The following is a 21,756-nucleotide window of genomic DNA, read 5'->3' on the forward strand; positions in this document are numbered from 1 at the left end:
CACATCCTTGATTTCGGAATAAACGCTGTCTCGTACTGCGTTTACATTATATTTTCAAGGGGGTTATACAATGAGTCAACTAGCTGTAAATCTTCATGAAAAGGTAGAGAAATTTCTTGAAGGAACGAAAAAGTTATATGTAAATGGATCTTTCATTGAAAGCGCTTCCGGTAAAACTTTTAAAACACCTAACCCAGCAACTGGCGAAACACTTGCTGTCGTTTCTGAAGCTGGTCGCGAAGACATTCATAAAGCTGTCGTAGCTGCCCGAATGGCTTTCGATGAAGGCCCTTGGTCACGCATGAGTACTGCTGAACGAAGCCGCCTTATGTACAAGCTTGCTGATTTAATGGAAGAGCATAAAGAAGAACTAGCACAGCTTGAAACTTTAGATAACGGAAAACCAATCCGCGAAACTTTAGCAGCAGACGTCCCTCTTGCAATTGAACATATGCGCTATTACGCTGGCTGGGCTACAAAAATCGTCGGACAAACAATCCCTGTTTCTGGTGAATATTTTAACTATACACGCCATGAAGCTGTTGGTGTTGTCGGTCAAATTATCCCTTGGAACTTCCCACTTCTTATGGCAATGTGGAAAATGGGGGCAGCCCTTGCAACAGGATGTACAATCGTTTTAAAACCTGCAGAACAAACTCCACTATCCGCCCTATACTTAGCTGAATTAATTGAAGAAGCTGGATTCCCGAAAGGCGTTATTAATATCGTTCCTGGATTCGGTGAATCAGCTGGACAAGCTCTCGTTAATCATCCACTCGTTGATAAAATTGCATTTACAGGTTCTACTCCAGTCGGTAAACAAATTATGAGACAAGCATCTGAATCGTTAAAACGAGTTACACTTGAGCTAGGTGGTAAATCACCAAATATCATTTTGCCAGATGCTGATTTATCTCGCGCGATTCCGGCTGCACTTTCTGGTGTTATGTTTAACCAAGGGCAAGTGTGCTGTGCGGGCTCACGCTTATTTATTCCAAAGAAAATGTACGATAATGTCATGGCTGATCTCGTTCTATATTCTAAAAAATTAAATCAAGGCGTTGGTCTAAATCCAGAAACTACAATTGGTCCTCTCGTTTCTGAAGAACAGCAAAAGCGTGTAATGGGCTATATTGAAAAAGGCATTGCAGAAGGTGCCGAAGTACTTTGCGGGGGCAACAAACCATTCGATCAAGGATATTTCGTTTCTCCAACAGTATTTGCTGATGTAAATGATGAAATGACAATCGCTAAGGAAGAAATTTTCGGTCCAGTTATTTCCGCATTGCCGTTTAATGATATTGATGAAGTAATTGAACGTGCGAATAAATCACAGTTCGGTTTAGCTGCTGGTGTCTGGACAGAAAATGTTAAAACAGCACATTATGTTGCAAGTAAAGTACGTGCTGGTACAGTATGGGTAAACTGTTATAACGTCTTTGATGCAGCATCTCCATTTGGAGGATTTAAACAATCCGGCCTTGGCCGTGAAATGGGATCTTACGCATTAAATAACTATACAGAAGTGAAGAGCGTTTGGCTCAACCTAAACTAATGAGAAAGAACCTGATCTATCCGGTCAGGTTCTTTTCATTATGTATTCCTTTAAACCTGCAGTCCCCCGCTCACGTTTAATACTTCTCCCGTAATATAAGATGCATATTCTGATGCTAAAAAGGCCGCTGCGTTTGCAATATCTTCTGGTGTTCCAATTCTACCAACTGGAATCGCTCCAACCATCTTTTCTTTCACTTTATCCGGTATTGTTTTTGTCATATCTGTATCCATAAACCCTGGACAAATTGCATTACAAGTAATACCGAAACTTCCAACTTCTTTCGCTGCTGTTTTCGTTAAACCAACAACTCCAGCTTTCGTTGCCGCATAGTTTGCCTGCCCAATATTTCCCTCTCTACTAATAGAAGAAATATTAATAATCCTTCCATATTCTTGCCGTCTCATATATAGAAGAGCTGGTTGCATACAATAAAACACACCTGTTAAGTTTACTTGCAGGACTTGTTCCCATGCTGGTTTCTCCATTTTATGTAACATAGCATCTCGCGTAATTCCTGCATTATTTACTAAAATGTGTAGTGTCCCAAATGTTTGGACAGCATATTCAATTAATGATTTCGCATCACTTTGATTACTCACATCACAACGATACTGCTTCACTTCATATCCTTCTGCGATTAATTCATTTGTCGTTTCTTGTAATTTTTCTTCATTCACATCACTTATTAATACTTTAGCCCCTAATTTCCCAAAAACCTTTGCGATTTCTTTTCCTATCCCTTGCGCACCACCTGTTATAACAGCTGTTTTCCCATTTAAAAGTTCCATCCCTATCCCCCATTTCTATTACTTATACTGTATATTTCTGCCCCTTGCTTTCCAAATCCTCTTTGTATAAAAAAGTCTATTTGTGTCAAACTAACTTTGCAACGTCGCATAAAACACAAGGAGATTGTGCCGAATGAACAAAAAGAATTTCAAACAAAACAAAGCTACTGATGGCATTGATGTTGAGTTCTCTCGTGAACTCGCTGACCACAATGACTTAGAAGCAAACGCACGTGCAAATGCCGCTGATGCACGTCAACAACGCCAATCAACAGAAAAATAAGGTGAATAACAACCTTATTTTTTTCAACAGGGACCTACTACCCAACGAAATAAACCGAGAGATATCTCTCGGTTTATTTTCTATATTTTTTTATATAATGCGCCAGGGTAAGTAGCGGATATATATGGGTGTAGCTATGGTAACGAATATAAAATCCACCTGGTAAACCTGTTCCAGTAGGATATTTTTCATTTCCATTAGAATTCGCAAGCAAATATGAAATACCTTTTCGAATAGCTGGTGTTTCATTATCATAGTAAGAAATGAGTGCATCTAATGCCCATGCTGTTTGGGATGAAGTACTAAATGGCAAAGTAACAAATCTTTTGTCCACACTACTTTGACAAGATTCTCCCCAGCCACCATCTTCACGCTGTATATGTTCAAGCCATAAAATGGCTCGTTTCAATGAAGAATGAGTAGAAGAAATCCCTAGTGCCCGTAAACCAGTCATCACCGCCCACGTTCCATATATATAACAAATCCCCCATTTCCCATACCAGGATCCATTTTCCTCCTGTACGTCCATTAACCAATTTATTGCGTTTTGTTTTTGTTTCTCTGGTAATTCATTCTGTGCATACGTTCCAAACAACTCTAATACTCTTCCTGTAATATCTGGTGTAGAGGGATCTGTTATCATATCGCTTGCATTTTCGATTGGTAAATTTGCTAATATACGGCTCGTTACCCCTTTTTCAAAAGCTCCCCAGCCACCATCATTATTTTGCAATCCTGTAATCCAATTGACCCCTTTCTTCCAAGCATCCTCTACATTTTCATTTTCTCTACTTCGTGCCAATGCCCTTAAAGCGGCTGTTGTATCATCTACATCTGGGACTGTCGTATTCACATCAGAGAAGCCCCATCCACCCGGAGAAAGCGTTGGTGCATGCACACTCCAATCAGTTTTTTTCTTATGCTGTTTTTTCAATAAATACGATGTCGCATTTTGAATCATCTTACTTTCTTTCGGAACATGGGCCTCTTGCAATGCATAACTAAGTAAAGCTGTATCCCATACAGTTGACGGAGAGTTTTGCAAATGATCTCCTCTTTCCATTTTCCATACATAAGATGTTATCCCTGTTATAGCCTTTTGAATAATTGGTGATTGAATAGAATGACCTAATGCAAGTAAAGCGTAAATCATATAAAACGAAGCACTTGCGTAACTATATAACGTTCCATTCTCATCGATACGCTCTTTCATAAAACGTTCTACTTCCTCATATCCTTTATGATGTAAAGAAAGCGGATAAGATATAATTTGTTTCACATCACTTACTACTGTTTGAAAGACTGGAGAACGCTCCTCTCGAAACCACCCTCCGCCCACGCCCGCAATATGACTTAAATTCGGCAATATTTTTTTACTGACACGAAACCTTTTATTTAAACAAACCATCATCGGAATTAAATGGATACGTGCTGAACTACTTAATTCAAATATACTAAGGGACGAATCATTTTGTAGAAACATAATCGGTGTTGGCAAATGAAAGAGTGAAGGGTATTCATACTCTCCATGAATCGCTAATAAAAACTTCGTCATAAAATGAGCGCGCGCTATCCCGCCACGTTCCTTTATAAACATTTCCGCTCGCTTCATATTCGCATCTTCTTTTGTATATTTTTTTGAAGCAAGTAAGGCAGCATAGGATTGAATTGTAGCAGATAAATTGCCACCTACTTCATCTTCATATAATTTCCATGTTCCTTCATTTGTTTGAAGTGACGCTAATCTTTTTACAAACGGTTCTACCTCTTTATCTCTACCTAATAATTTTAATAAAAAAATCATATGGCAATCTGTTAATGGTGCTCCTTCAAAACAAAACCTCCACGTACCATCTTGCCTTTGCATCGTCTGAAGTGCAGTTGTTCTTCTCACTATTTCTTCTTGCACTTTTTCATATAATAACAAGGTATTCACCCACCCTTTCGAAATCCGTATAACGATATTCAAAAAAGAAGCCGAATATGTGTAAAAACAAAGAAAAGCAGAACACATATTATGTTCTGCTCATAAGCAATACCCCACTCCGACAATAATCCCTAATAAAGCACCGACTACTACTTCATACGGCGTATGTCCGACAAGCTCATTTAGCTTCTTATATTCTGTTTGTCTACCATGAAAAAACTCATTCAATATTTTCGCTTGTTTACTTACTGCAAGTCTTACTCCTGAAGCGTCATACATAACAATGATCGCAAAAATAGCAGCAACGGCAAATATGGTACTCTCCACACCTTCCACAACTCCAACACCTGTCGCAAGTGCTGTAACAGTTGAAGCATGAGAACTTGGCATGCCACCTGAAGCGAAAAACTTTGCAAAATCAAATTCACCTGTTTTAACTACCTTAAAGACAACTTTCGTTAATTGTGCTAAAAACCACGAAATCACAGCGGCCATAAGCGGATCATTATGTAAAATTGTTTCCACATTCTCAGCTCCTCACTGACTATAATGGAAATTCTATATAATATAAGTATAAAGAAAAATGCGTAGAAAATACTACGCATTATGATACTTTTGCTGATTTATTTTTTATGAATTTCGGTTGTTTCTGCACTAAAAACTTTGTTTTCGCTACCGAGAATACAAATAAAGCAACCCATATACAGCTAAACGCAATCATATGAGTAGATGTGAAATGTTCTCCAAATACGAATACACCTAAAATTAAACTAATCGTTGGCGCAATATATTGTAGAAACCCTACCATATAAAGCGGAATGAGTTGTGTTCCTTTCGCAAAATAAAAAAGCGGTAACGCTGTAACGATACCTGCACCTATTAAAAGTAACGTCGATAGCATGGAAATCGATCCAAATGAACCGAAGCCATGTGCTCCTGTCATAACGAGATAAATTAGCGCAAACGGTGTCACTAACATTGTTTCCATCGTAAGTCCAATTGTCGCATCATAATTTAACAATTTTTTCGTTAATCCATATAATCCAAATGAAAGGGCAAGTGATAGAGAAACCCACGGAATAGATCCGAAACGTACTGTTAAAATGATAACCCCTACTCCCGCTAAACCAACTGCAACATATTGCCAAAAGTTTAACTTTTCCTTTAAAACAACTGTACCAAGTAAAATACTAATGAGTGGATTAATATAATAGCCAAGACTTGCTTCAATAACATGATTATGATTTACGGCCCATATGTAGACAAACCAGTTCCCACTAATCAAGACTGAAGCTATTGTTAATGACATTAATAATTTAGGTCGTTTAAAAAGATTCACGAACTCTCCAATAAACTGGCGAAACCTCTTCGTAACACCTAATACGATTAACATAAAAACGAACGCCCAAACGATGCGGTGCGCTAATATTTCATCTGCTGGAACTTCCTCAACCCATTTCCAATAGATTGGTAGAATTCCCCACATCGTATAAGCACCAGCCGCATATATAATCCCTTTTTTTTGCTGTGCTGATTGACTCCCCATCTTCCTTTTTCTCCTCTTCTCATTTTTCTCCATTATACGGTCTCACATGCTTACTTTACCAATAATCAATCCGCAATTCTTTCGACATTTCTCATACAGCGAAAAGTAAACATACCGTTATAACAACAAGTAATGGTATGCCGAAAACAAATTTCTTTTTATGCGTTTTATGATGAAACATATACATACCAATCCAAGCTCCAACTGCCCCTCCAGCTGCTGCTGATAAAAATAACGTACTTTCTGGTGTTCTCCATTGCTTCTTCTTCGCTTTTCGTTTATCAAGCCCTATAAGGCTAAAAGCTATAACATTAATAATAATAAAATAAATCCATTTCATTGCTTTCTCTCCCTATGAAAAATTCGCTTAATGGTAACATGAAAAAACGATGGAAACAACTGAAGAACACTCTTTAATACGCTCACACAAACAAGTTTAGTTCACGGCTTTTAATTAATTATTTTTGCATCTATAACATTTAAATAACCAATTAAAAGCGCGATTATCGCTATTAAAAAGAAAGATGTTATAAGCATCCGTTTATATTTCGTTTATATTTCGCTTTCATTTCCTTCACCTACTGTAGCCATATCCTCAAAAAAGTTTCTCTCAATCTCTTTCTCGTCGAAATGAAGGACGACAAGTAACCCTACATATAAAGCTACCAAATTTAAAAACCATTCCCCATTATCATCTTTCTTAGCTAAATATTTAAATATTTCTTGAAATTGCATACGTTCATCAGCAGCAACAACCGGGCGCACACCAAAATATTTCAATACGAAATGTAAATCCATCTGCACGGATAATGATAAAATATATTTTAATAGCTCCGTATACTCTTCACTATCTTTTTGACTATACAACTTCACAAGCTTTTGATGTAAATGAGGAAGCGATAATGTTACGTCATTCATTTTGGTTGCTTCTATCGCTTCAATCATCTTTTTCATATCCATCACATTCACCCCTTCTGTAAAAACAAAGCCAAAGAGTATTTATCTTATAATCAGCATTAATTGCGCATTCCTCGTCTCCCGTTCTTCTTCACTAACTAAGTCATACTTTTTTAAAAGATGAAAGACATCATTTAATATTTCCTGTGAATGATTACCTTGCAAAAATTCTTTTAATCCTGTAAAAATCTCCTCAGATAAAAAACTCTTCTGACTTTCAAGCTTATTCATTACATCTTCAATGGAATGATCAATATTACATGCCATACTAAACTTCCTCCCCTATCCTTTATAAATAATATCTTCTGCTAACGATGTAAACACTTCTCCAACAAGAGAATCTTCATCATATACAGATGAACCGTTATTTTCTTCACGTTTTGCAAAAGGTATTTTGGCAATTACTTCTGTTTGCAATTGTTCTGCGAGCATTTCACCGCCGCCTTTTCCGAAGAGGTAATTTTTCGATCCATCTTGTTCTTCATAATAAGCCATATTTTCCACAATACCTAAAATCTCATGTTTCGTATGTTGTGCCATTACACCTACTCTAGATGCTACGAATGAAGCTACATTGTGCGGAGTTGTAACGATTATCTCTTTCGCCTGCGGGATCATCGCCGCAACATCAATAGCAACATCTCCTGTACCTGGTGGCAAATCAAGCAATAAATAATCTAATTCTCCCCAGTGCGTATTTGCAAGGAAATTTTGAATCCATTTATTTAACATCGGTCCGCGCCACATAACTGGGTTATTTCCTTCTGTGAAAAATCCCATTGACATTATTTTAACACCGTGACTAACGACTGGAATTGCTGTTTGATCAATCATCGTTGGTTTCTGATTCGTTTCCATCATAGCTGGAATACTAAAACCATATATATCTGCATCTAAAATCCCGACCTTTTTCCCCATACGTGCTAAAGCCGTTGCAAGATTAATTGCCACCGTTGATTTTCCGACTCCACCTTTTCCGCTCGTTACAGTAATAAAACGTACACCTGAATCAAGGCGAAGCATGCTCGGCATACCAGTTTCTGTTCTAGTATTTTTCTTTAACTTCTCTGTTAAAGCTGCACGTTCTTCTCTTGTCATAGAACCAAATGTCAAATCCACTTTAGAGGCACCAATTGCGTAAAGTGATTCTTCAATATCTTGCTGAATTTTTGCCTTTAACGGACAACCTTGAATTGTTAGTACTACCTCAAGTTTAACCTCTGTTCCATTCATTTGTATATTTCTAACCATGTTTAATTCTACAATACTTTTGTGTAACTCTGGATCCTCCACATGTTTTAAAGCATTCATGATTTGTTCATGAGTAAGCATAGAACTCATCCCTTCTCGTATTCGAATTTATATACAGCTTCTTATCGCTTCAACCGATGAAAGATAGTCACCACTTTTCTCATCTGTTTTGAACTCCTTAAGTTTCTTAATAACTATCGCTATGAAAAACTATTCATGTTTTCCTGATTATCCCCCACTAACAGGTGGGATTAATGCGACTATATCTCCCGCTTTTATCATTTCTTCATTCGTTACAAACTCTTCATTAATCGCAACCATTACTGTATCCAAAGATTGCAAATGATAACTTTCTTTCAACCGATCTTTTAATTGCCAAACATTCATTTCTTGTTTCTCTAAAATTACTAATCGATCTAATCCGACTTCCTCACGCAAATTTGCGAACAGTAAAATTGTAATCATTTCTCATTCTTCTTTCTTTGGTTTTCCTTTTGGATAAGGCGTATTCTCAAGTTGATCTCCAATCCACATCGTTCCATCTTCCCAAAATTCTTTTTTCCAAATTGGAACGATCCTTTTTATACGTTCAATCGCGTACTCATTCGCTTCATAAGCTACTTTCCGATGCGGTGATGAAACTACAATGACTACTGCAATATCCATTATTTCTAGCCGCCCTACACGGTGCGTAATTGCTACTTTTGCGTCCGACCACTTTTCATTAATTTCTTCACCAATTCTCGTAAGCTGTTTTACTGCCATCGGTTTATATGCTTCGTACTCTAAATGTAACGTTCGTTTTCCTTTTGTTAATTCTCTCACCGTACCAATAAACGTTGTAATCGCACCTGCTTCTCTTCTTGCCACTTTATTCGTTACTTCTTCAACTACAATTGGTATATCTACAATCTCAAATAGAGCCTGTCCCATTAGAACCACCTCTCACTTTATAAAATGTCCAAGGCCATTCACTACCTTCGTTATCCTCCAACAAGAGAACGTCTACGAACATACCTTTTTTATAACCTCTCGTTCCACCCGGAAGTACAATAAATATATTTGTCTCCGCTAGAGAAGAAACCGAGCTAGATTTATCAAACCCTGACGGATAAGCGGTTAATTGCCCTTCGTTATATGTCAGTTTCGCTCGTACAAATCTTGTAAATGGATTCGGTTTTAGGAAATCTTCTCCTAACAATGCTTTTTCTCTTTTTAAATGTGCTTTTCCACTAAACATATACGTCCGAATACACGGCCTTACGAACAATTCAAATCCTACGTAACAAGCAGATGGATTTCCTGATAAACCAAATAATAACTTTCCGTTTAATTGTGCTACAGTCGTTACACTTCCTGGTCGCATTGCAACTTTATTAAAAAGAACTGACGCTCCTAATTTTTCATATATAGCTGGTAAATGATCATAGTCACCAACTGATACGCCACCTGTTGTAATTAGCATATCTACTTGGCTTAACGCTTCTTTCACAGACGTGAAACATGTATCAAAATCATCGCTAAACTTTCCAAAATATTTTACTCTTCCGCCCGCTCTTCTAATTTGAGACAATATCATATACGTATTACTATTTCGAATTTTCCCTGGCTCTAATGACTCATTTACATCAAGTAATTCACTACCAGTCGCTAACAATCCAATTACAGGCTTTCTCGCAACTGGCACCTCGCTATAACCGAATGTGGCTAGAAGAGCTGAAATACCTGGATTAATGTATGATCCTTTCTTTGCAAGGACTGTTCCTTTACGAGCATCTTCTCCTTGAAAAGAAATATTATCACCTGTTTTGAACGGTCGCTTCACTTCCATATACTTGTTTCCAGCATCCTCATATTGGTGAGTCAGTTCTAACATGACAACCGCATCACACCCTTTCGGAATTTGTGCTCCTGTCATAATTCGAACCGCTTGAAACGGCACGAGTTCTTCATGAAATATCGAGCCTGCACCAATCTCTCCAACTACTTCAAATGTAGTTGGACTTTCATAGCTCGCTAAAGTAGTATCTTCTGCTCTAATAGCAAATCCGTCATACGGTGAACGATTGAATGAAGGTACATCATGGTCAGCTACTAAATCCTCTGCTAATATACGTCCGTAAGCTAATTCAAGGGGTAGTAGCTCCTTTAAGCCACTACTAGCAAATCCCATTACTTTACGCACAGCTTCCTCAACCGTAATTGGCACTCTTCTTTCCATTATCGACAACCCTTTCTATTAACCGAATACGCGATAATATAGTTGTTTCGCTTTCGGAATATCATTTGTGCCATGAATGAAAACACGACCATCTTGAAAAATAACGACGCGGTAATCATCTAGTTGGCAAGATAGTAAATACGGATTCCGATCTACTTTCCCAAGTTTTTTTAATACTTTTTCAATATCATCAAAATTGTACTGTCTATTTTCTACCGGTCTAATTTGAACGGTATTTCTTCCGCACAAAACAGCTACCTTCGTTTGTTTTTCGTATGATAAATAAGGATAAGTTCGATTCAAACCGCACGAAGGACAAGTGTCTGTTTTTATTTTCCCTAGTTTTATAAAATGATTTTGATTACTCCATATATCAAACATGAAAAATGCTTTTCTAATTGCTGAGAAATCTTCCACTAAAATTTTGAGTGCTTCTGCCACTTGATATGCTGCGACGATTTGAACAGCTGGACTAATAATCCCAGCCGTGTCACACGTCACACCTGTAACAGGAACATTCTTCAGTACACAATGTAAACACGGTGTTTTTTGTGGAATAATCGTATAACTCATACCGTATGATCCAACGCAAGAGCCATACACCCACGGAATATTATGTTTTTGTGATAAATCATTTATTACAAATCGGATATCAAAATTATCTGTTGCATCAATGATTACATCGACATTTTCTAATAGCCCTTCCATGTTTTCTGCACATGCATCCATTACGAAAGCATGTATTTTCACTTCCGAATTAATTTGTTCCAATCGATTTTTAGCAGCTATTGCTTTCGGAATTTTGTCTCTCACATCTTGTTCAGAATATAGTTGTTGTCTTTGTAAATTACTCCATTCTACGTAATCACGATCAATAATCGTCAACTTCCCAATACCTGCACGTACGAAACTTTCTGCACTTGCACTTCCTAATGCACCCGCGCCTACAATTAACACATGTTTATTCCGAATTTTTTCTTGGCCTTTACTCCCAATCGGTTTGAACAACTGTTGCCGGGAATACCGCTCCTCCATTGCATACCCTTCCTTTCAAAAAATCTATTTCACTTTAGAGTCTTGTTTTTGATAACAGGCAAAGTAAGCAAATCCTACAAACCCAGCTCCTCCAATTACATTCCCAATAAAAACAGGAACAAAGTTCTTAGCAAGATCCATCCACGTCAGATGACCCGCAAAAATAACTGCTGAGATGACGAACATATTTGCTACTACTTGTTGAAAACCAATCACTACAAATGCCATAATTGGAATCCATATTCCGACTATCTTTCCGACCAAATCACTCGTCCCATAAGCAAGCCAAAGTGCAAGGCAAACGAGCCAATTACAACCGATCGCTAAAATTAAAGTTCTCCCAAATGATTCATGCAGCTTTCCTTCCGCTATCGCTAATGTTTCATTTAAATAATCTCCCTCTGTTAATCCGCCAAGATGACCAAAACAATACGCAACGAAAATAGCTCCCACAAAATTCATAAAAGTAATCCAAACCCAGTTATTTAGTACACTTATCAATGTAATTTTCTTTGCATAAAGCGCCATTGACAGTGACATCATATTTCCTGTAATTAATTCTCCTCCTGCTAATACTACGAGCATAAGTCCAACAGGAAACACAGCTCCTCCTAAAATATTTACTAAACTTCCCCAGCGTTCCGGTAAATTACCTAAAACTCGAATATTAAGTAAAAATCCTAATGAAATAAACGCTCCTCCTAAAAAACCGAGAATAAGCATTGCTGGCAGCGCCTGACTTACTTTTTGAACACCAGCCTCAATTACGAGTTCAGCAATTTGTTCCGGTTTATGAAATGCCATTACTAATTCCTCCATTTTCTCCAAATAAAAAAGCAGCTTCAAAAAACCTCCTCAAAATAAAGGTTTTTGAATGCTGCTTAATTTCTCTGCACACCTTTTACAGAGATATCAATCATCATTTTTACTATAAAATAGAAAATCTACAATTCTTGTACACTCTCCATTTTTCACTATTATGTTAGCTTTATACATTAACCACCGATATGTGACATTTCAATTTTAGGCACTCTTTTTTTATTACTATTACTTAAGCGTTCCTCTGAATATCGATCTTCTCGGTTATTCCATATATCGCGTACGATATCTGTTATTTCCTCATCAGTGTATCCAGATCGAAGTAATTCTCTCAAGTCATTTCCTTTAGAAGCAAATAAACAAGTATACAATTTTCCTTCCGCAGAAATACGAGCTCTCGTACATGATGAGCAGAAAGAGTCGGTTACTGATGAAATGATACCTATTTCCTCATCGCTTCCAATATAACGATAGCGAGTAGCAACCTCACCAGCATAATTCGCTTCTATCCGTTCTAATGGCATAATTTTATGAATGGCATCTACTATTTCTTGTTTAGAAACGACCTCTTTTAACTCCCAACCATTATAATTTCCAACGTCCATGTACTCAATAAAACGAAGAATATGTTTATTTTCTTTAAAATATTGCGCCATCTGCAAAATATCTTGTTCATTTTTCCCCTTTTGCACGACCATATTTATTTTAATTTTCATACCAACTTCAGCCGCAGCCTGTATACCTTCAAGAACTTTTTGTAATCTGCTTCTATTCCCATTCAAATAGAAAAAGCGCTCTTCTTCTAAAGAATCTAAACTAACTGTCACACGTGATAAACCCGCTTTATATAAATCAGGCGCAAACTTTTTAAGTAACGATCCATTTGTTGTTAAACCGATATCCTCCACACCGTCTATTTTATGAAGCCGCTCAATAAGCTGCGGAAGTCCTCTTCGAAGCAACGGTTCTCCGCCTGTAATTCGTAACTTTCTCACACCTAAAGAAACAAAAATACGTGTTATCCTTTCAATTTCATCAAAAGATAAAATTTTATCATTAGACAAAAACGAGTACTCAGGACCAAATATTTCTTCTGGCATACAATATCGGCACCGGAAATTACAGCGATCAGTAACTGAAATACGTAAATCCTTTAACGGACGTTGCAATTTGTCTAATGTAACTGATTTCATCTTTATTGCCTCACTTTTACTTATTTTATATTTAAAACACGTTCTGGATGCGTATATACATTTAAAGACTCATTACGAATAAACCCTATTGTAGTAATGCCTAACTCTTCTGCTAGCTGCAACGCCAACTCGGTTGGAGCTGATTTTGACAAGATAATTTCACAACCAATCTTTGCAACTTTCAATAATATTTCCGAAGAAATACGACCACTGAAAACAATGATTTTATCTTTTATCGAAATATTATTTTTTAAACAATAACCGTAAATTTTATCTAGTGCATTATGCCTACCGATATCCATTCGACTTAAAATAATACCATTTACATCGCATAAAGCTGCATTATGAACCCCGCCCGTATGACGAAACGTATCCGCAGATTGCTGCATTTCATTCATTAACCGAAAACAATCTTCAACAGTAACCTGTACATGGATACCATTCATTTTTTTTGCGCTTAGTGCATCGTTTGCGAAAACAAATCCTTGTCTACTCATACCACAACACGAAGTAATATAACGTTTGTTTTGCATTTGTTCGTAATACGGGTTTACTTTTGTCGTCGTTACATGTACAAATCCTTCTTTTTCCTGTATCCATATGTCATCAATCTCTTCATACTTCCGAATGATCCCTTCAGATGCTAAGAAGCCTATTACCATGTCTTCTATATATTCTGGAGTACTAACCATTGTAACAAACTCCTGTCCGTTCATTTTAATCGTGACTGGAAACTCTGTTACAATGCTGTCCTCTATATGCTTAAATGCCCCTTGTTCATAACGGAAAACTTCTCTTTCTACCTGTACCGGTTTCACGATCAGTACCCTTCTCTCACGTTATATTTTTATCAAAAACAAACACAGAAACTGCGATATCTTCTTCCACTTTCATATCTGAAAATAGATTCACTAATTTTGCTCCTACAAGTTCCTCCAAATGTTCACCTGAATTTGCAGCATAAACTTCTTGAATCATTTTCGTTCTAGCCATATGAACCATTTCCGCACCATCCATAGTACTTGAAATGAATTTTTCAGTAGGTGTTAAATTTCCATAAAGAGTTGCAATAGCCATATTTTCAGCAAATACAGTATGAATTCGTTCCGGTCCTTTTCCGAAAAGTTCCTTTCGAAGTTTTCGTATCATATCATTAAATTCATGTACTTTTTTTGACATACAATCATACCCCCAAAAACACTCATTTTACTTTCATATATATTTTACCAAAATGACCCTTTCATCCAAACTATTTTGCATAAACATTTGGACGAAAAGGTTCACTTTTTGAAGCTTATTCGTCTTTTAATCCTTTACCCATACCTTTTAAGAAATGAAGACCAAACCCAATAGCACGATTAATATCTGGATCTTTCAATACTTTCATAAGATCGAATATCCCCACCTTTTTATTACTTTCTAGATGTTCACTACCTTCTTCCAGTCCTACTAATAAACTAGCTATAAGTTTTTTCGTAAGTTCTGGGTCAAGTTCTGTTAAAGCACCTGCAGCGCCCATCATATTATTAATTAAATTTGTAACGGGTTCACGAGTTACTTGACCGAGGACAATCTTTGCGATTGGTTCTTTCGCTTTCAGCATAGAATTCGCTGCTTCTAGCATGCCAATATCATTCATTTCCCCTACTATATTAAACATTTGATTTAGAGCTTCTTCATTTTTAGCTAGAAGCTCCTTTAAATCATCTAACTTTTGCTGCTTTATTTCTTCTTCAGTTCGTTCTTGTTTTTGAATCGTTTTAATAGGTGCAGCCATATTCTTTTCTCCTCCCTACTTATCCGTTAAATGCACATACCCTGGACGGGCCCACTTACGATTAACCTCAATACCAGCTTGAGGATGACGTTTTTTATTACGTGGGTTCGCTTTTGGCATCGGATTTTCGCCATCAACTTCTAACACTTCCATACGCACTTTCGTTTGTTTATAAGCAGGTGTATTCGTACGTATGTCAACTGCAGGACCTGTTAAGAAATTGATTGCCGATTCATTATCTGTAGAGTTCATTGGTAAATATAACTCGTTCGCTTTTACACGATCTGTTACAAGCGCACGTAATTTTAATGCTCCAAAAGGTGAAACAAGGCGCACTAATGATCCCGTTTTCACTCCACGTTCTTTTGCAAGTTCTGGAGAAACTTCAACGAAAACGCCAGGTACTTTCGTTTGAATACCTGTTGATTTATTTGTCATATTCCCTTCATGGAAATGCTCAAGCATACGACCATTGTTAATGTGAAGGTCGAACTCAGCTGGGAATTCAGCTGGACGTACCCAGTCAGCAATCGCAAAACGAGCTTTTTTATCTGGGAAGTTAAATCCATCTTGGAAAAGAAGTGGTGTATTCGTTCCATCAAAACTTCCCCAATGGAAACTATTCCAACCTTCCAGCACTTCATAATTTGCTTGTGAGAATAGTGGTGATAAACTTGCCATTTCAGCAAAGATTTCACTTGGATGGCTATAATTCCAATTTGCACCTAATTTATTCGCAACCTCCTGCACAATCCACCAGTCTGGCTTCGCATCTCCAAGTGTAGGAAGAACTTGATATAGTCTTTGCACACGGCGCTCTGTATTTGTGAAAGTACCTTCTTTCTCAAGAGATGGTGCTGCCGGTAATACAACATCGGCATATTGAGCAGTTTTAGAAAGGAAAACATCTTGCACAACAAAGAAATCAAGGCTTGATAACACTTCATGTACATGGTTCGCATTAGAGTCTACAAGTGCCATATCCTCTCCGACAAGATACATAGCTTTCATTTTCCCTTCGTCAATTGCGCGAAGCATTTCAATATTATTAAGACCTGGTTCACTACCAATTTTCACTCCGTAAGCCATTTCAAATTTCGTACGTTCCATCTCGTTCGTAACGTGCTGATATCCTGGAAGCCATCCTGGTAAGGTACCCATATCACAAGCACCTTGTACGTTATTATGGCCTCGAAGTGGATATGCACCAGCACCTGGACGACGATAATTCCCTGTTGCAAGAAGTAAGTTTGAAATCGCAGCGGAAGTATCAGATCCACCTGTATTTTGCGTTACCCCCATCCCCCAAAGAATACATGTACCATCTGCATCACGAATCATTTCAGCCATTTGAATAAGTGTTGCTTTTGAAATACCTGTCATTTCTTCTGCATATTCAAGTGTATATTCTGTAAGACTCTCATTAAAATCTTCAAAGAAGTTTACATTCTCATTAATAAATTGTTGATCATGCCAACCTTGCTCAATCATATATTTCGTAACAGCCATTAGCCATACTTGATCTGTTCCTTGTTTTGGGCTAATAAAGATATCGGAACGCTCTGCCATTTCTGTTTTACGAAGATCAGCTACAATGAGCTTTTGTCCGTGTAATTTATGCGCACGTTTAATACGCGTAGCTAAAACAGGATGACCTTCTGTCGGATTACATCCTACAATAATAACAAGACCAGATTGTGCAATATCTTTAATCGTTCCTGCATCACCGCCCATTCCAATTGTACGGAACAATCCATCTGTTGCTGGCGATTGACAATAACGCGAGCAGTTATCAATGTTATTCGTTTCAAACACTTGTCGAGCTAATTTTTGAATGACATAATTGTCTTCATTCGTAATTTTAGAAGAAGAAATAAAACCGATAGACCCTTTACCGTACTCTTCTTTTATAGAGCCTAATTTATTCGCCACTACATTTAATGCTTCTTCCCAAGTTGTTTCAACAAACGTTCCGTTTTTACGAATTAAAGGTTTCGTAATTCGTTCTTTAGAATTTACGAAATCCCAACCGAATTTTCCTTTTACACAAGTAGAAATTGCGTTAACTGGCGCATCTGAAGATGGCTGTACTTTAAGGATTTTACGCCCCTTCGTCCACACTTCAAATGAACAGCCAACACCGCAAAATGTACATACTGTTTTCGTCTTCTTCGTACGAGTCTCGCGCATGGACGCTTCTACTTCGGATATTGCGAAAATACCGCTATATCCTGGTTCTACTTCTTTAATAAGATCGACCATCGGTTCAAGAATATCTGGCTTTAATCCCGTCATAAATCCGGCTTCACCGAGCATCGATTTCTCCATTAAAGCATTACAAGGGCAAATTGTTACACATTGCCCGCAACTTACGCATGAAGAATCATTTATATCTACTCCGTCGTCCCAAATAACACGAGGACGTTCAGCTTCCCAATCGATAGATATTGTTTCATTTACTTGTAAGTTTTGACACACCTCTACACATTGACCACATGCGATACACTGATTAGGATCATAGCGATAAAACGGATGAGTCATATCAACCTCACTTACATCAACTTTTGGTTCGTAAGGATATTTTTGATGCTCAATCTCCATTAATTCTGCAGTATTATGCAGTTTACAGTTCCCATTATTGTTGTCACATACCGTACAGTATAATAAATGATTTTCTAATAATCGATCCATCGCCTCTGTTTGTGCTTCTTTCGCACGAACAGAAGTACGTTCAATGTTCATACCTTCCGTCACTACTGCCGAACAAGAACGCATTAACTTTCCGTCAACTTCTACAATACAAGTATCACATGTTTGAATAGGATCTACTTCTGGCACGTAACAAATTTGCGGATGTTCAATCCCGTTTTCATTAATAACACCCAATATCGTTGATCCGGGCTCCGCTGTATACTTTTTTCCGTCAATTGTAATATGAACCATGTTGTCATTCATGGTCTTTCCCCCTTTTTGAGAATAAAAAAACTCCACCACGAAAATATACGCACCACATTTCGGGTACGCTATCATCATGGTGGAGTAGTTTATTAGCACATCTTGCTAAAATACCAATCCATTTATTCATAAATAAAACGATAGATTCATAACAGGTCATATCACGATTCCATCTTTAACACTATAATTATAGCGTTAAACTTTAAAATATACAATATAAAATTTAAGCTACGCATATGTCTGCATGCAACTATCCATAATAGCCCATATAAAGTGAAACTATAATCAGTGGGGCTGCCCGCAAATAGCGGGATAAAAAATCACAAGGAGAAAGCAAACAAATGGGGTCTTTTAACAAATGGATACGTGGTGAAAAATCTTTTTCTGCAATTATCAATAACTGAGCGTCCTGACACAACAGCACATCATATTCTGGATGGACGAATCGCCTTTGTTGTACGGCAAGAAATGAGTATACCTGTAAAAATAAAATGGACCATATTATAGGAATAAAATCCAGTACATAATATGGTCCATTTTTGTATATATAAGCTAACTCTTCAAACGATTTTCTCACTCACTGAGTGGAACAGGCATTTTTATTTTTTAGGGTTGTATGCTTAAATCAGGTAAAGGCATCCCTTTTAACGAGTCATACTTATAAAAATAGACTTTTTTGTGTCACTTATAGCCTTTGTGTCCATGGCTGTCAAAATTATAGGTTCTTCCATCAATTTCAACCGTGGTATCTGTATAAATAGAACCATCCTCTTTAGCATAATAAGTAAAGTATCCGTAATAAGGGAAGTGGTATCCGCCACCAACTTCGAACCATCCTATTTTAGCTGCTCCAGACTCATCGAAGTAATACCATTTACCATCGATTTCTTGCCATCCTGTTTGCATTTCGCCTTTATCGTTATAATAGTATATTTTATTGTTAACTTTATCAAAACCAGTTAGCTTAGCTTCTCCGTCCTGATTAAAATAATATCTTTTTCCGTCAATAGGTTCATGACCATCGAAAGTATAGTGTTTGCCACCCTCGAAATGATATTTTTTACCATCAATTTCTTTCCAACCAGTATAGGCAGGCCCTTCTTCAAAGCTGTAATAAACCAGTACGGGTTGCTCCTTTTCATCAAATAATCCAGGTAAAAAGATTTTAGAGACCCCATTTTTTCTAATAGAACCATCTTTTTCAAACACCAACTCTTTCTCATTAAGAGCAACATAAGTTATTCTATTTAGCGCTTTTCCATTCAAATCAGTAGCTCTCTCAAGCGCACCTTTGTCAGAAAAGTGAAGAATGACCCCTTGATCTTCTAAACGCAGTTCATTTGTAGTAGCCTTGTAATCTTTAAAATAATAAATTTTATTATCAATTTCTTTCAAGCCTTCTTTAATAAACGCTCCTGAAGCATCGGTATATTCTAAACCATTCCATGCTGATTTCTGCAGAATACCGTCATCGTTGAAGTAATAGTACTTCCCATCAATGAATGCGTCATAGCTGCCAATTCCTTGGATTCTTTGATTAGAATCTGGATGAAAATAATACGTATTCCCCTCAATTTCTTGCCAGCCCTTTAAAAGAATTCCTGAAGAATCCGCATAATAGTGAGAGTCCTGTCTCTTTATCCAACTATTCGTTATCAATTTTCCAGAATCGTATGCGGTCCATAGGTGGATATCTTTTTCATCATGTTTGAACTCCAATCCGGCATATTCCATTCCTTCGTGTTTCTTTGTCTCATTTACCTTACTAGGATGCCAATCAACTAACCAATTATGAAGTTCATTGTTGGTTTTTCCAGTGAAACGAAGGTTAGATGGCAGTTCCTTATCAGTAGTGAATTCAGCACGGTTGTTAGTAACTGTCAAACGTGCTCCATTCTTGTTTATCAAATCAAATTGAAGTTCATTGCTACCAGAATTTTCGATTGGGACAAGTTCTAATATCTCGTCAGCCCCGATTGAACCTGAATATTGGAGCTCAGTTCCTTCTTTCCCTGAAAGATACTCTGGACCTTTTTTTACAACTACTTTATTGCTTCCTTTTTTAATCGGGATAATTTGGTAAGGTTTATCGTCTAATACAGAATTTCCTACGCCAATAAATGTTTCTAGAATCAGATTCGTATCTGCTAACAGATTCACTGAACGATCATGAAAATCTGCAAAATCTTCAGAATCGCTTGTGAGATAATTCCAAAGAACATCTTTACTTACCGGCTCTGAAGTAGCTGTTCCTAATTTTCGTTTATCTTCTGGTAGTTGGTTAAACAGATCCCTAAAATTATAACGGACATCAAGCACACCACCTTTAGTATAAGCACCTGGGAATGCTTGTCTTACAAATTTATCTGCTAAATTAGTGTAATGACCTTCATTGCTACTTTCTAGATAAAAGGTTTGCCAGTTTGTAAGAGCAACACCTGTCTTTCCTTCATCTAATTGTTTTTGTGTAATATACAAAAGATTATGTTTAGATAATTCTGGTTCATCAGGAGTTAAGTCTACTATTGTACCAGCTTGCTTAATACGAAGTTGTTGCCCATGCTTGATTGTTTTATATTCAACCTTCCCATCAGCATAAGCAATTTTAACCTTCTTGCTAAAATTTTGATCTTTATAATAATCAAACACAGTAATACCAAACTCTCCTTTTTGAAAAGTAGGAGCTATGTAAGCACTGTTTTCAAGACCACGGTTATAAAGGGATTTTGCACTAGTTTCGTCTAACCACTCCCCAAATGGCTCTGCAAGAAACGTATTATATATTTCTCCAAATGTTGTAATAATTGTTGCGGCCGTATCAACATCTGCTTTCACTTTATGTTCTGTTAATGGACCTGCTAATGGGCTAGCGCTGAATAAAATCCCCATTGCAATTCCTACAGGGAGGATTTTTGGTATCCTTTTTTTGTATTTTTCATTCATAACGTCATTCCTCACTTTTTATTTGTTTTTTATCTACTTATTAATCCGAATTTCATGTTCGGAATTCAATCTTAATTTAAATACCTTTCAAAAGACTTTCATAAATGTTACAAAAGTCTTTCAGTAGTTTTGTTATATTCATACAGGCTATAATGACAACCATTTTAAGTTCAACGTTGGAATGAATTTGAATGTGGCCATATCTGAGATTACATTCAATATGGATATAGATATAGATAAAAAGAAATTAACTTCACTTATTACAAAGCAACTAAACAAAGATTTAAACGAATTAATCCACAAAATTCAAAAACAGCAACTTGATCCATTCGGATTTGGTGATTATGCGAGAGCATTTCAATATAAAGAGTGGAAAAAGGTTGAAGATGATTGGCCTAATGCTTTTTCAAAAGCTAGTGTAAAAGTAATACCTACTATCAAAATTTTAGAAAGTGGCATTATTAAATAGGAAAAAACACGCTACTTGTTCTTATAAGAATAAA

At 37.0% G+C, this 21,756-nt stretch carries 21 protein-coding genes and 1 pseudogene; 3 read left to right on the forward strand and 19 right to left on the reverse strand.

Translation table 11 applies throughout. The features are described from left to right. Nucleotides 1-70 precede the first annotated feature (70 nt). Nucleotides 71-1,555, forward strand: coding sequence for an aldehyde dehydrogenase DhaS (gene dhaS / locus MR065_RS03190; RefSeq protein ID WP_242212472.1), 1,485 nt, complete (start codon nt 71-73; stop codon nt 1,553-1,555). Between the two features lie 50 nt (nt 1,556-1,605). On the opposite strand, the gene fabG is transcribed toward dhaS, so the two are convergent. Next, entirely contained in the window at nt 1,606-2,346 is a 741-nt protein-coding gene (gene fabG, locus MR065_RS03195) for a 3-oxoacyl-ACP reductase FabG (RefSeq protein WP_242212473.1), read from the reverse strand. Nucleotides 2,347-2,479: 133 nt separating this feature from the next. Here fabG and MR065_RS03200 point away from each other — a divergent pair, with 133 nt between their 5' ends. After that, entirely contained in the window at nt 2,480-2,629 is a 150-nt protein-coding gene (locus MR065_RS03200) for a YfhD family protein (RefSeq protein ID WP_001035809.1), read from the forward strand. A gap of 73 nt (nt 2,630-2,702) precedes the next feature. Here the strand turns inward: MR065_RS03200 and MR065_RS03205 are convergent, their stop codons facing one another. From MR065_RS03205 to MR065_RS03295, 18 genes are all read right to left on the reverse strand, one after another. Further along, a complete protein-coding gene (locus MR065_RS03205) occupies nt 2,703-4,556 on the reverse strand; it encodes a terpene cyclase/mutase family protein (RefSeq protein ID WP_242212474.1) in 1,854 nt (617 codons plus the stop codon). Between the two features lie 99 nt (nt 4,557-4,655). Next, nucleotides 4,656-5,081: a divergent PAP2 family protein gene (locus tag MR065_RS03210; protein ID WP_097902728.1), complete on the reverse strand. Its 426-nt coding sequence runs from the start codon at nt 5,079-5,081 to the stop codon at nt 4,656-4,658. 79 nt (nt 5,082-5,160) lie between these two features. Further along, on the reverse strand, nt 5,161-6,102 hold the full coding sequence (gene rarD, locus MR065_RS03215; protein WP_098267080.1) for an EamA family transporter RarD: 942 nt from the start codon (nt 6,100-6,102) through the stop codon (nt 5,161-5,163). Between the two features lie 91 nt (nt 6,103-6,193). Beyond that, nucleotides 6,194-6,442, reverse strand: a complete 249-nt coding sequence (locus tag MR065_RS03220) for a DUF1294 domain-containing protein (RefSeq protein WP_242212475.1) — start codon at nt 6,440-6,442, stop codon at nt 6,194-6,196. A gap of 212 nt (nt 6,443-6,654) precedes the next feature. After that, nucleotides 6,655-7,062, reverse strand: a complete 408-nt coding sequence (locus tag MR065_RS03225; RefSeq protein ID WP_242212476.1) for a dUTP diphosphatase — start codon at nt 7,060-7,062, stop codon at nt 6,655-6,657. A gap of 39 nt (nt 7,063-7,101) precedes the next feature. Then, entirely contained in the window at nt 7,102-7,326 is a 225-nt protein-coding gene (locus tag MR065_RS03230; RefSeq protein ID WP_242212477.1) for a group-specific protein, read from the reverse strand. Nucleotides 7,327-7,341: 15 nt separating this feature from the next. Further along, on the reverse strand, nt 7,342-8,391 hold the full coding sequence (locus MR065_RS03235) for a P-loop NTPase (protein WP_097902732.1): 1,050 nt from the start codon (nt 8,389-8,391) through the stop codon (nt 7,342-7,344). A 147-nt stretch (nt 8,392-8,538) separates the two neighbouring features. Beyond that, on the reverse strand, nt 8,539-8,775 hold the full coding sequence (gene moaD / locus MR065_RS03240) for a molybdopterin converting factor subunit 1 (protein WP_242212478.1): 237 nt from the start codon (nt 8,773-8,775) through the stop codon (nt 8,539-8,541). Nucleotides 8,776-8,778: 3 nt separating this feature from the next. After that, entirely contained in the window at nt 8,779-9,243 is a 465-nt protein-coding gene (gene moaE, locus MR065_RS03245) for a molybdopterin synthase catalytic subunit MoaE (protein WP_242212479.1), read from the reverse strand. Continuing rightward, a complete protein-coding gene (locus MR065_RS03250) occupies nt 9,224-10,531 on the reverse strand; it encodes a molybdopterin molybdotransferase MoeA (RefSeq protein WP_242212480.1) in 1,308 nt (435 codons plus the stop codon). The genes moaE and MR065_RS03250 overlap by 20 nt, the downstream gene beginning before the upstream one ends. A gap of 18 nt (nt 10,532-10,549) precedes the next feature. Continuing rightward, on the reverse strand, nt 10,550-11,566 hold the full coding sequence (locus MR065_RS03255; RefSeq protein ID WP_242212481.1) for a molybdopterin-synthase adenylyltransferase MoeB: 1,017 nt from the start codon (nt 11,564-11,566) through the stop codon (nt 10,550-10,552). A gap of 24 nt (nt 11,567-11,590) precedes the next feature. Next, nucleotides 11,591-12,370, reverse strand: coding sequence for a formate channel (locus MR065_RS03260; RefSeq protein ID WP_242212482.1), 780 nt, complete (start codon nt 12,368-12,370; stop codon nt 11,591-11,593). A gap of 191 nt (nt 12,371-12,561) precedes the next feature. Next, nucleotides 12,562-13,578, reverse strand: coding sequence for a GTP 3',8-cyclase MoaA (gene moaA / locus MR065_RS03265; protein ID WP_242212483.1), 1,017 nt, complete (start codon nt 13,576-13,578; stop codon nt 12,562-12,564). A gap of 20 nt (nt 13,579-13,598) precedes the next feature. Then, nucleotides 13,599-14,396 (reverse strand): formate dehydrogenase accessory sulfurtransferase FdhD, encoded by a 798-nt coding sequence (fdhD, locus tag MR065_RS03270; RefSeq protein WP_242212484.1) that lies wholly within the window; start codon nt 14,394-14,396, stop codon nt 13,599-13,601. 16 nt (nt 14,397-14,412) lie between these two features. After that, a complete protein-coding gene (locus MR065_RS03275; protein WP_088229871.1) occupies nt 14,413-14,757 on the reverse strand; it encodes a Na-translocating system protein MpsC family protein in 345 nt (114 codons plus the stop codon). Nucleotides 14,758-14,872: 115 nt separating this feature from the next. After that, the gene (locus MR065_RS03280) at nt 14,873-15,355 is read right to left on the reverse strand and encodes a helical membrane plugin domain-containing protein (RefSeq protein WP_242212485.1); all 483 of its coding nucleotides are present in this window, start codon (nt 15,353-15,355) and stop codon (nt 14,873-14,875) included. Between the two features lie 15 nt (nt 15,356-15,370). Further along, entirely contained in the window at nt 15,371-18,310 is a 2,940-nt protein-coding gene (gene fdhF / locus MR065_RS03285) for a formate dehydrogenase subunit alpha (protein ID WP_242212486.1), read from the reverse strand. Between the two features lie 681 nt (nt 18,311-18,991). Then, nucleotides 18,992-21,253, reverse strand: coding sequence for a cell wall-binding protein (locus tag MR065_RS03295; protein ID WP_242212487.1), 2,262 nt, complete (start codon nt 21,251-21,253; stop codon nt 18,992-18,994). A 136-nt stretch (nt 21,254-21,389) separates the two neighbouring features. On the opposite strand from MR065_RS03295, the pseudogene MR065_RS03300 reads away from it, so the two are divergent. Then, a pseudogene (locus tag MR065_RS03300) lies at nt 21,390-21,722 on the forward strand (Ger(x)C family spore germination C-terminal domain-containing protein); the annotation flags it as partial. Nucleotides 21,723-21,756: the final 34 nt, after the last annotated feature.

It is taken from the genome of Bacillus cereus group sp. BfR-BA-01383 (genome assembly GCF_022663495.1).
Lineage (GTDB): Bacteria > Bacillota > Bacilli > Bacillales > Bacillaceae_G > Bacillus_A > Bacillus_A cereus_AU.

Excerpts from the sequence above, each read along its gene's own strand:
- MR065_RS03255 (WP_242212481.1), bottom strand. The coding sequence starts at position 11,566 with ATGGAGGAGCGGTATTCCCGGCAACAGTTGTTCAAACCGATTGGGAGT.
- MR065_RS03260 (WP_242212482.1), bottom strand. The coding sequence starts at position 12,370 with ATGGCATTTCATAAACCGGAACAAATTGCTGAACTCGTAATTGAGGCT.
- moaE (WP_242212479.1), bottom strand. The coding sequence starts at position 9,243 with ATGGGACAGGCTCTATTTGAGATTGTAGATATACCAATTGTAGTTGAA.
- MR065_RS03275 (WP_088229871.1), bottom strand. The coding sequence starts at position 14,757 with ATGTCAAAAAAAGTACATGAATTTAATGATATGATACGAAAACTTCGA.
- MR065_RS03250 (WP_242212480.1), bottom strand. The coding sequence starts at position 10,531 with ATGGAAAGAAGAGTGCCAATTACGGTTGAGGAAGCTGTGCGTAAAGTA.
- moaD (WP_242212478.1), bottom strand. The coding sequence starts at position 8,775 with ATGATTACAATTTTACTGTTCGCAAATTTGCGTGAGGAAGTCGGATTA.
- MR065_RS03225 (WP_242212476.1), bottom strand. The coding sequence starts at position 7,062 with ATGGATATGAAAAAGATGATTGAAGCGATAGAAGCAACCAAAATGAAT.
- fdhF (WP_242212486.1), bottom strand. The coding sequence starts at position 18,310 with ATGAATGACAACATGGTTCATATTACAATTGACGGAAAAAAGTATACA.
- MR065_RS03220 (WP_242212475.1), bottom strand. The coding sequence starts at position 6,442 with ATGAAATGGATTTATTTTATTATTATTAATGTTATAGCTTTTAGCCTT.
- MR065_RS03200 (WP_001035809.1), top strand. The coding sequence starts at position 2,480 with ATGAACAAAAAGAATTTCAAACAAAACAAAGCTACTGATGGCATTGAT.
- dhaS (WP_242212472.1), top strand. The coding sequence starts at position 71 with ATGAGTCAACTAGCTGTAAATCTTCATGAAAAGGTAGAGAAATTTCTT.
- moaA (WP_242212483.1), bottom strand. The coding sequence starts at position 13,578 with ATGAAATCAGTTACATTAGACAAATTGCAACGTCCGTTAAAGGATTTA.
- MR065_RS03235 (WP_097902732.1), bottom strand. The coding sequence starts at position 8,391 with ATGCTTACTCATGAACAAATCATGAATGCTTTAAAACATGTGGAGGAT.
- rarD (WP_098267080.1), bottom strand. The coding sequence starts at position 6,102 with ATGGGGAGTCAATCAGCACAGCAAAAAAAAGGGATTATATATGCGGCT.
- MR065_RS03295 (WP_242212487.1), bottom strand. The coding sequence starts at position 21,253 with ATGAATGAAAAATACAAAAAAAGGATACCAAAAATCCTCCCTGTAGGA.
- MR065_RS03280 (WP_242212485.1), bottom strand. The coding sequence starts at position 15,355 with ATGGCTGCACCTATTAAAACGATTCAAAAACAAGAACGAACTGAAGAA.
- fabG (WP_242212473.1), bottom strand. The coding sequence starts at position 2,346 with ATGGAACTTTTAAATGGGAAAACAGCTGTTATAACAGGTGGTGCGCAA.
- MR065_RS03230 (WP_242212477.1), bottom strand. The coding sequence starts at position 7,326 with ATGGCATGTAATATTGATCATTCCATTGAAGATGTAATGAATAAGCTT.